The organism is Clostridium sp., from assembly GCF_051654825.1.
In the GTDB taxonomy this organism is placed as follows: Bacteria; Bacillota; Clostridia; order Clostridiales; family Clostridiaceae; genus Clostridium.
In genome coordinates this window covers 1-10,409 of record NZ_JBOFYU010000231.1, presented here as the reverse complement: position 1 = coordinate 10,409, position 10,409 = coordinate 1, and the positions used below count along the sequence as shown (strand labels likewise).

At 28.8% G+C, this 10,409-nt stretch carries 6 protein-coding genes and 1 rRNA gene; all 7 read left to right on the top strand.

All coding sequences use genetic code 11. The features are described from left to right. A 5S ribosomal RNA gene (rrf, locus tag ACRDBA_RS13870) occupies positions 1 to 102 on the top strand; the annotation flags it as partial. A gap of 219 nt (positions 103 to 321) precedes the next feature. Further along, the gene (locus ACRDBA_RS13865; RefSeq protein WP_438573518.1) at positions 322 to 1,653 is read left to right on the top strand and encodes an FAD-dependent oxidoreductase; all 1,332 of its coding nucleotides are present in this window, start codon (positions 322 to 324) and stop codon (positions 1,651 to 1,653) included. A gap of 167 nt (positions 1,654 to 1,820) precedes the next feature. Then, positions 1,821 to 3,254, top strand: a complete 1,434-nt coding sequence (glgA, locus tag ACRDBA_RS13860; protein ID WP_438573517.1) for a glycogen synthase GlgA — start codon at positions 1,821 to 1,823, stop codon at positions 3,252 to 3,254. A gap of 30 nt (positions 3,255 to 3,284) precedes the next feature. Then, a complete protein-coding gene (locus ACRDBA_RS13855) occupies positions 3,285 to 5,720 on the top strand; it encodes a glycogen/starch/alpha-glucan phosphorylase (protein WP_438573516.1) in 2,436 nt (811 codons plus the stop codon). Between the two features lie 11 nt (positions 5,721 to 5,731). Continuing rightward, positions 5,732 to 7,558 (top strand): glycoside hydrolase family 13 protein, encoded by a 1,827-nt coding sequence (locus tag ACRDBA_RS13850; protein WP_438573515.1) that lies wholly within the window; start codon positions 5,732 to 5,734, stop codon positions 7,556 to 7,558. A 159-nt stretch (positions 7,559 to 7,717) separates the two neighbouring features. Beyond that, positions 7,718 to 8,878 carry a glucose-1-phosphate adenylyltransferase gene (locus tag ACRDBA_RS13845; protein ID WP_438573514.1) on the top strand — a complete coding sequence of 387 codons (1,161 nt, stop codon included), beginning with the start codon at positions 7,718 to 7,720 and terminating at the stop codon, positions 8,876 to 8,878. A 15-nt stretch (positions 8,879 to 8,893) separates the two neighbouring features. Next, positions 8,894 to 9,979: a glucose-1-phosphate adenylyltransferase subunit GlgD gene (gene glgD / locus ACRDBA_RS13840; RefSeq protein ID WP_438573513.1), complete on the top strand. Its 1,086-nt coding sequence runs from the start codon at positions 8,894 to 8,896 to the stop codon at positions 9,977 to 9,979. Positions 9,980 to 10,409 lie beyond the last annotated feature (430 nt).

Sequence of the window (10,409 nt, the reverse complement as noted above, 5' to 3'; positions counted from 1 at the left end):
GTAGAGGAAACACTCCTTTCCATTCCGAACAGGACAGTTAAGCTCTACAGCGTCAATGGTACTGCATGGGAGACTGTGTGGGAGAGTAGAACGTCGCCAGGTTACAATAAGAGTCGAATTACGGCTCTTATTTTTTTGCGTAAATTTAGAATTGTTCTTCTATATATAGCAAATAATAAATAATAATAAGCTATGTGGTTTAAAATAAATTTGTTAATAAAATAACATTTTCTATTTACTTTATATCTAGTTAGGTGTATTATTTATTTAAGGATAGTGATTATTGATTAATAAAGGTTTTTATATAGAGGAGGATTAATTATGAAAATTGTTTTAGTAGGATGTACACATGCAGGAACAGCTGCGGTAGTTAATTTAAAGGAGCTTCATCCAGAAAGTGAAATAACAATATATGAAAAAAATGATAATATATCATTCTTATCATGTGGAATAGCACTTAGTGTTGGTGGTGTAGTAACTGAACCGGAAAAGTTATTTTATAATTCACCTGAAAACTTAGCTAAGTCAGGTGTAAATACTAGAATGAATCATGAAGTTTTAGACATTGATTTTGATAATAAAGTTATGAAAGTAAAAAATTTATTAACAGGCGAAGAATTCAGTGATAATTACGATAAATTAATATTAACTTTAGGATCATGGCCAATAGTACCTAAATTTGAAGGTGGAGATTTAGAAAATATAGTTTTATGTAAAAATTATGATCATGCAAAAGCTATTATAGAAAAGACAGAAGAAGCTAGAAATGTAGTAGTAATAGGTGCTGGATACATTGGAGTAGAATTAGCTGAAGCTTTTGAAATGAAAAAGAAAAATATTACTTTAATAGATGCTGAAGAAAGAATAATGGCTAAGTATCTTGATAAAGATTTTACAGATATAGCAGAAAAGGAATTCTCAGATAGAGGAGTAAACTTAGTTTTAGGAGAAAAAGTTAAGAAATTCAATGGAGATAATGGTAAGGTTTCAAGTGTAGAAACTGATAATGGGACTTACGAAGGTGATTTAGTTATCTTATGCATAGGATTCGCCCCTAGCACTAATTTAGTAAAGGGAAAACTAGAAACTCTTCCTAATGGAGCTATAATAATAGACGAATATATGAGAACAAGTAGAGAAGATGTTTATGCAGCAGGAGATTGTTGTGTTGTAAAATATAATCCAGCTGATGATACTAGATATATTCCTTTAGCAACTAATGCGGTTAGAATGGGAACTTTAGTAGCTAGAAATATTGTAAAACCTACTTTAAAATATATGGGAACTCAAGGGACTTCAGGTATCAAAATATATGATCAATGTATTGCAGCTACAGGTTTAACTGAAGAAATGGCAAAGGCTACAACAAACTTTGATGTAGATAGTGTTACTTTAAAAGATAATTATAGACCTGAATTTATGCCTACATTTGAAGAAGTTACATTAAAATTAGTATTTGATAAAAATACTAAAGTAATATTAGGCGGTCAAATAATATCAAAAGTTGATTTAACTCAATTTATGAATACTTTATCTGTAGTTATACAAAATAAAATGACATTAGAAGAATTAGCAATGACAGACTTCTTCTTCCAACCACACTTTAATAAACCATGGAGCTTATTAAACTTAGTAGCTCTTAAAACTTTATAGTCAAAAGAAAAACTGTAATCAAAGGAGTGATTACAGTTTTTTTATTACAAAAAAATTTAATTATCATACTACACAAAAATATTCATAAATATAGATATAAGGCATAGAAATTATAAATTATATTATAAAGAATTAAGTGGGTGTATTTAATTGGGAGGAGTGGGAATATGAGAGTATTAATGGTAACATCAGAAGCAAATCCATTTATTAAGACTGGTGGACTAGGCGATGTTATGGGAGCATTACCTCAGTCACTAGAGCGTAAGGGTGTAGAAGTTTGTGTAGTAATACCTAACTATAAAGATATAGATGATACGTATAAAGATGAATTTAAATTTGTAAAAAGTTTTAGTGTAAAGGTAGGATGGAGAGAGCAATATTGTGGTGTATATAAATATAAATATGATGGTATAGAGTATTATTTTTTAGATAATGAATATTACTTTAATAGAAATGGAATATATGGACACTATGATGATGCTGAAAAATTTGCATTTTTTGATAGAGCAGCATTAGAACTTATTAAAGAAATAAATTGGAAGCCTGATATTATCCAGTGTAATGATTGGCAAACAGGAATGATACCAGTTTTATATAAATTAGAATATGAAAATATTGATTTTTATAGAGGGATTAAGACTTCTTTTGTAATTCATGACATACTTTTTCAAGGAATATTCCCACCAGAAATATTACCAGAATTATTTGGTTACGACTATGAGCCATTTTTAAATAAGAGCTTAGAAATGCATGGTGGTGTAAGCTTTATGAAGGGTGGAATAAATTATTGTGATCAAATATTAACGGTAAGTCCAAGTTATGCAAAGGAAATACAAAAACCTGAATACGGAAAGAATTTAGATGGGCTATTAAGAAGCAGGGGATATGCACTTAAGGGGATTTTGAATGGTATAGATTATGAAAAATATAATCCTAGTACAAGTAAAGATATATATTTGAATTATGCTACCAATTCGATATATAACAAGGATATAAATAAGGAAAATTTACAAAGAGATTTAGGATTGCCTGTAAATAAGGATATACCAATCATAGGAATGGTATCTAAATTAACACATCTAAAAGGTTGTGATTTAGTAATTAGCATGCTTGATATGTTATTACAACAAAATGTACAAGTTGTTATATTGGGAACAGGTGATTATTTATATGAGGAAACATTTAAAAATTTTAAAATTAGATATCATGATAAAGTATCTGTAAATATAAAAAATGATAATAATTTAGAACACAAGATATATGCAGGTGCAGATATGATATTTGCACCATCATTATATGAAGCATGTGGATTTGAACAAATGATAGCTTTAAGATATGGAACCCTTCCTATAGTTAGAGAGATTGGAGGACTAAAAGATGCAGTTTCTCCATATAATCGATATACGGGGATAGGGAATGGTTTTGGATTTAAAAATTACAATGCAAATGAACTAAGAGAAGTAACGCAATATGCGTTAGAAGTATATAATGATAAACATGCTTGGAATTCATTAGTTTTACAAGCTATGAGATGTGAAAATAGTTGGGATAAAGCAGCAGAAGAATATAAAGCATTATATAAAGGATTAGTAGGAATGTAATTAAAATTCAGCTATTAGGGGGTAATAAATATGCTAGATATAGATAAGAAATCATTAAAGAGAGATTATAAGAGAAAATTTTTAGAATTACATGGGAAGCAGTTAGATGAGGGAAGTAATTTTCAAAAATATGAAGCTTTAGGGAGTTTAGTCAGAGATTATGTTACAAAGGAATGGATGAAAACTAATAATAAATACAATAAAACTGGAGAAAAACAAGTATATTATTTCTCAATGGAGTTTTTATTAGGAAGATTATTAGGGGATGCATTATTGAATTTAGGTATTAGAGAAAAGTGTCGTGAAGTATTAGGAGAATTAAATATAGATTTAGATGAATTAGAGAACTTAGAACAAGATCAGGGATTAGGAAATGGTGGTTTAGGAAGATTAGCAGCTTGTTTTTTAGATTCTATGGCATCATTAAATATTCCAGGTCATGGATGTGGAATAAGATATAAGTATGGATTCTTTGAACAAAAAATTATAGATGGAAAGCAAGTAGAGGTACCAGATAAATGGTTAAGGGACGGAAATGTATGGGAACTTAAAAAAAGTGAAAAAAGTGAAATAGTTAAGTTTGGTGGGGAAATAAAGACAGAATCAGTAAATGGAAATATTACTTTTACTCATGTTAATTATGAACCAGTTTTAGCAGTTCCATATGATACCCCAGTTGTAGGTTATGAAAATGAAGTTGTAAACACATTAAGACTATGGAGTGCTGAGCCAGTTTCAAATGAGTTTGATTTTTCATCATTTAATAGAGGTGAGTTTTTAAAAGCTATAGAATATAAAAATTCAGTTGAAGCAATATCATTAGTGTTATACCCTGAAGATTCATTTTATGAAGGAAAGATGCTTAGATTAAAGCAACAATATTTCTTTGTATCAGCAGGATTACAAAGCATTATAAGACACTATAAAAAGCATAATGGGAACATTTTAGAATTAGATGAAAAGATAGCAATTCATATTAATGATACACATCCTACGTTAGCGATTCCTGAGTTAATGAGAATACTTGTTGATGAGGAAGGGCTAGATTGGGAAGTAGCTTGGAGAATAACACAGAATACAGTTTCTTATACTAATCATACTATATTAGCAGAAGCTTTAGAAAAATGGCCGATAAGTATGTTTAAAAAGTTATTACCAAGAATCTATATGATAGTTGATGAAATAAATGAAAGATATTGTGCAGAACTATGGAACAAGTATATAGGTCAATGGGATAAGATATCTAGAATGGCTATAATAGGAGATGGATATGTAAGAATGGCTAACTTGGCTATAGTTGCTAGCCATAGTGTTAATGGAGTTGCTAAACTTCATACTGAAATATTAAAGAAAAAAGAGATGTCAGATTTTTATTATTTATATCCTAATAAGTTTAACAATAAAACAAATGGTATAACTCATAGAAGATGGCTATTAAAATGCAATCCAAAGTTAACAGAGTTATTAAAGGAAACCATAGGAGATAGCTTTGTTAAACATCCTACAGATTTAGAGAATTTTGAAAGGCATCTAGGTGATAATGAAGTATTAGATAGATTGTCAAGAATAAAGTTAGATAATAAAAAGGTATTAGCGGAAGAGATATATAAGACAAAGGGAATTATAGTTGATCCTAACTCAGTTTTTGATGTACAAGTAAAGAGAATTCATGCATATAAAAGGCAAACGTTAAATTGTTTAAGAATAATGGATTTATATAATAAGTTAATAGATAATCCGAATCTAAATATTCAACCGAGAACATTTATTTTTGCTGGTAAGGCAGCACCTGGATATTTCTTAGCTAAAAATATAATTGAACTTATAAATAGTATAGCGCACAAGGTTAATAATGATTCAAGAGTTAATGACAAAATAAAGGTTGTTATGATGGATAACTATAGAGTATCCTTAGCAGAAAAAATAATTCCAGCAACAGATTTAAGTGAACAAATATCTACTACTACTAAGGAGGCATCAGGTACTTCAAATATGAAGTTTATGATGAATGGTGCAGTTACTATAGCAACATTAGATGGGGCAAATATAGAAATAAAGGATGAAGTAAAAGAAGATAATATCGTAATATTTGGGTTAACAGCTGATGAGGTTCTTGATTATTATAAAAACGGTGGATATTGTTCTTGGGATATATATAATAGCGATTCTAGAGTAAAGAGAATTATGGATGATTTAGTTAATGGGACTTACTCAAAGGATAGAAATAAATTTAAAGTTATAAATGAGAATCTATTAAATTATAATGATGAATTTTTTGTATTAAAAGATTTTGATGCATATATTAGAGCTCAAGATAAGGTAGATAAACTATATAATGATGTGTATAATTGGCAAAGAATGTGTGGAGTTAATATTGCTCATTCAGGAATTTTCTCATCAGATAGAACTATAAAGGAATATGCTACAGGTATATGGGGCTCAGGCGTTCTTTATAAGAATTTATAGGAGGAATCTGTATGGAAGAGATAAAAGCTATTCATGATTCTCAAAATATAAAATATAGAAGTCCATTTGGAGCTGTCGATGAGGGACAAAAGGTTAAAGTACTTTTTACACTAAATATTGAAGCAACTGTATATTTACATCTTCGTTATTTTAATGGAGAGCAGCATGATGTTGAAATGAACCGTGTATATAATGTTGATAAAGATTTTAATACTTTTGTTGGATATATAAATACTAATAGCTCAATTGGTATTGTAAATTATTATTTTAAAATAGTACACGGATCTAATGTATTTTATTATGGTAATAATGATGAGGTGTTAGGCGGATTAGGAAGACTATACTACAATAATCCTAAAGAATATCAAATAACTGTTTATAAGAAAAGAGAAGTTCCAACCTGGTATAAGGAAGGAATAATATATCAAATATTTGTAGATAGATTTTTTAATGGTAATGATGATGGAAAAATTAATAATCCTAAAAAAAATAGCTTTATATACAGTAGGTGGGAAGATAATCCTATGTATATAAAAGACAAGGATGGTAGAGTAGTTAGATGGGATTTTTATGGTGGTAATTTAAAAGGTATAAAGAAAAAACTAGGCCATATAAAGGATTTAGGTGCATCAATAATATATTTAAATCCAATATTTGAATCTTCTAGTTGTCACAAATATGATACTGGAGACTATGAGAGAATAGATTCAATGTTTGGAACTGAAGCGGATTTTAAAAATTTATGTGATGAAGCAGAAAGAATGGGGATTAAAATAATTTTAGATGGAGTATTTAGTCATACTGGAGCAGATAGTAAGTATTTTAATAAATATGGGAACTATCATGAGATAGGGGCTTATCAATCTAATGAATCACCGTATTATAGCTGGTATAAGTTTAATGAATACCCACATAATTATGAAGCTTGGTGGGGAATTGACAATATGCCTAACGTAGATGAGTTAAATCCTAGTTATCTAGATTATATAGTAACAGGAAAAAATTCAATAATAGAAAAGTGGATGAGACTAGGTGCCAGTGGATGGAGATTGGATGTAGCAGATGAATTACCAGACTTATTTATTTGTAAGGTAAAAGAAAAGATGTTATCAACAAAAGAAGACAGTGTATTAATTGGTGAGGTTTGGGAAGATGCATCTAATAAAGTTAGTTATTCAAAAAGGCGAGAATACCTATTTGGAAATGAGTTAGATTCAGTTATTAATTATCCATTAAAGGATATAATAATAAACTTCTTAAATGGAGGATTAAAATCTACAATATTTATAAAAAGGTTCATGAGTTTATATGAAAATTATCCAAGTGATAATTTCTATAGTTGTATGAATGTTTTAGGTACTCACGATACTAGAAGAATATTCACAGAGGTAGGAGAAAATACAGAGCTATTGAAACTAGCTATATTATTACAAATGACTTTACCTGGAGTTCCACTTATATATTATGGTGACGAAGTAGGGTTAACTGGTGAGAAAGATCCTGATAACAGGAAGCCATATCCGTGGGATAATCATAATAATAAAATACTATCATATTATAAGAAATTTATTAGTATTAGGAATAACAGTGAAATTATAAAAAAGGGTAGTTTTAAAGGGTTAGAAAGTCAAGATGATGTTTTAATATATGAGAGAGAGTATAAGGATACAAAAATAATAGTAGTAATAAATTCAAGTGGAAAAAATGTTAATTTGAAATTAAGTAATATATATAAGATATTTGAAAGTTTAGAAGATAGTAATAGGTATGTTCCTGTTGGAGGAATACTAGATTTATCTGTGAGTGCATATGGATATAAGATAATAAAATCAATATAAAAAATAAATGAACATCGGGGGTAACCTCGATGTTCATTTATTAAAAGTATTAATAGATGTCATATAAATATAAGTATGAACATACTTATATAATGAAAAGGTATTATGTTGATAAAATCAAAATTAATATAGATGTTTATAGAAAGGGGTAATGGGGGTATGGGAAAGAGTGAAATAATTGCTATGATACTAGCAGGTGGACAGGGATCAAGGCTTGGAGTATTAACTAAAAAGTTAGCGAAGCCGGCAGTACCTTTTGGAGGTAAATATAGAATTATAGATTTTGCACTTAGTAATTGCTCAAATTCTGGAATTTATAAGGTAGGCGTATTAACACAATATAAGCCTTTAGAATTAAATTCGCATATTGGTATAGGAGCAGCATGGGATTTAGACAGAAGAGACGGTGGGGTAAGTATATTACCACCTTATCAAGAAGAAGAGGGTGGAGAATGGTATAAGGGAACTGCAAATGCAATATATCAAAATATAGAATATATTGATACGTATAACCCTAAATATATATTGATCTTATCAGGAGATCATATATATAAGATGAACTATGAAGAAATGCTTAAGTTTCATAAGCAAAAAGAAGCAGATGCTACTATTGCAGTAATAAATGTTACAAAAGAAGAGGCAAGTAGATTTGGAATAATGAACACAAATGAAGATTTATCAATATATGAGTTCGAAGAAAAACCTGCGAAGCCAAAAAGTACTAATGCATCAATGGGTATATATATATTTAGTTGGGAAGCCTTAAAAAAGATTTTATTAGAGGATGAAAAGGATGAAAATTCAAGTAATGATTTTGGTAAAGATATAATTCCTAAGATGTTGAAAGATGGTAGAAGATTAGTGGCATATCCTTTTAAGGGGTACTGGAAAGATGTTGGTACAATAAAGGGATTGTGGGAATCTAATATGGATTTATTAAAATCAAATAACACTTTAAATTTATATGATAGAGAGTGGAAGATATATTCTAATAATAAGGTAAGACCAGCTCAATATATTGGTAGTGAAGCGGATGTAAAGAAATCATTAATCGTTGAAGGTTGTATAATTAAGGGAGATATAAATAATTCGGTATTATTTCAAGGGGTAGAGGTTGGTCATAATAGCATAATAAGAGATTCAGTAATAATGCCAGATACAAAGATTGGTGATAATGTCATCATTCAAAAAGCAATTATAGGAAGCGGTGCAGTAATAGAAAATGAGTGTAAAATTGGAGATGGAGAAAAAATAGCAATAATAGCTGCAAATGAGGAAGTTAAATATGGAACTACATTAGAACCAGCAGAATCTTTATAATAGGGAGGAAAAAATGTGGATAGCTGCTTAGGTATAATAAATTTAGATGAAAAAGAGAATAATATGGGTCATTTAGTAAAGAACAGATTATTAGCTACTGTTCCAATAGCTGGAAGGTATAAAGTTATAGATTTTATTTTATCCAATATGACTAATTCTGGAATAAGTGAAATTGGAATATTTACAAAAAATAGTGCAGCAAGTTTAATTAATTATCTATCTAATGGTAAGGCATGGGATTTAGATAGAAAAAGAGATGGATTAAGGGTATTTAATTTTGGAAATAATGACCTTATGTATGATGATGTGCATAATTTTATTGAAAACATAGAGTTTTTTGAAAAAAGTAATAGTGAGTATGTTTTATTAGCACCTTCATATATGGTATGTAATATAGATTATTCAAATGTTATAAAACATCATAAAAGGGAAGATAATGATATAACGGTAGTTTATAAGAATATAAGTAAAGATGAAGATAATTTTATAAATTGTAAAACAATAGGATTTGATAAAAATTATAGAGCAAGAGAATTTTCAGATGAAAATAAATTCTATAATGTAAATATGGAAATGTATTGTATGAGAAAAGATGTATTTGTAAATATAATTCATCATTGTGTGTTAAGTGGATTATATAAAAAAGTGACAACATTTATTGAAGAAAATTTAAAATTAATGAAAGTTGGGGGATATGAATTTAAAGGATATTTAGCTTGCATTAATTCTGTTGAAACATATTTTAAATCTAATATGAAAATGTTAGATAGGGATATAAATGAGGAGTTATTTCATAGTGAGAAGCAAATTTATACTAGAGAACAAAACGAGCCATTTAGCAAATATACAGAGTGCAGTGATGTAAGAAACTCAATTGTTGCTAATGGATCATATATTGAGGGAAATATACAAAATTGTGTTATAGGAAAAAAAGTGTATATTGGGAAAGGTGTTAAGCTTAGAAATTGCATAATACTAAGAGACTCAGTAATTAGAGATGGCGTTATTTTAGATTCGGTAATTGTTGAAAAAGATATAGATATTAATAATGGGTATAAGTTAATAAAAAATAACAAAATACCTATAATAGTATCAAGTTAAGGATTATAAGTGGAAAGTCCTTCTTTATTTTAAGGAGGACTTTTTTATGTTACTATATATTATTCTGATAACTCAACCAGGTGTATCAATAGTGAAAATATGAAGAAACTGAGAGAAAAATAGAGGTATATAGCTAATAAATATATGAGAAGTTAAAATATTATAAATAGATGTTTGATTTTCGTGGTAAGATAAATATCGTTCCAGTGAGGAACAAACAAAAACCACTAAATAAGATGAATTTTCGACAGAAAAAACTTTTTAAAAAGTTGTTGACAAGAAAGGGCATCGGTGGTAAGATAAACAAGTCGCTTAAGGGCGATGAAGAAAATGGTCTTTGAAAATTGAACAGAATAAAAGTTAAGTAATAACCAGCAATTCTTTTGAGAGTCTTAAAAAAGACTCAAAGTAATTTGAGCAACAGATTAAA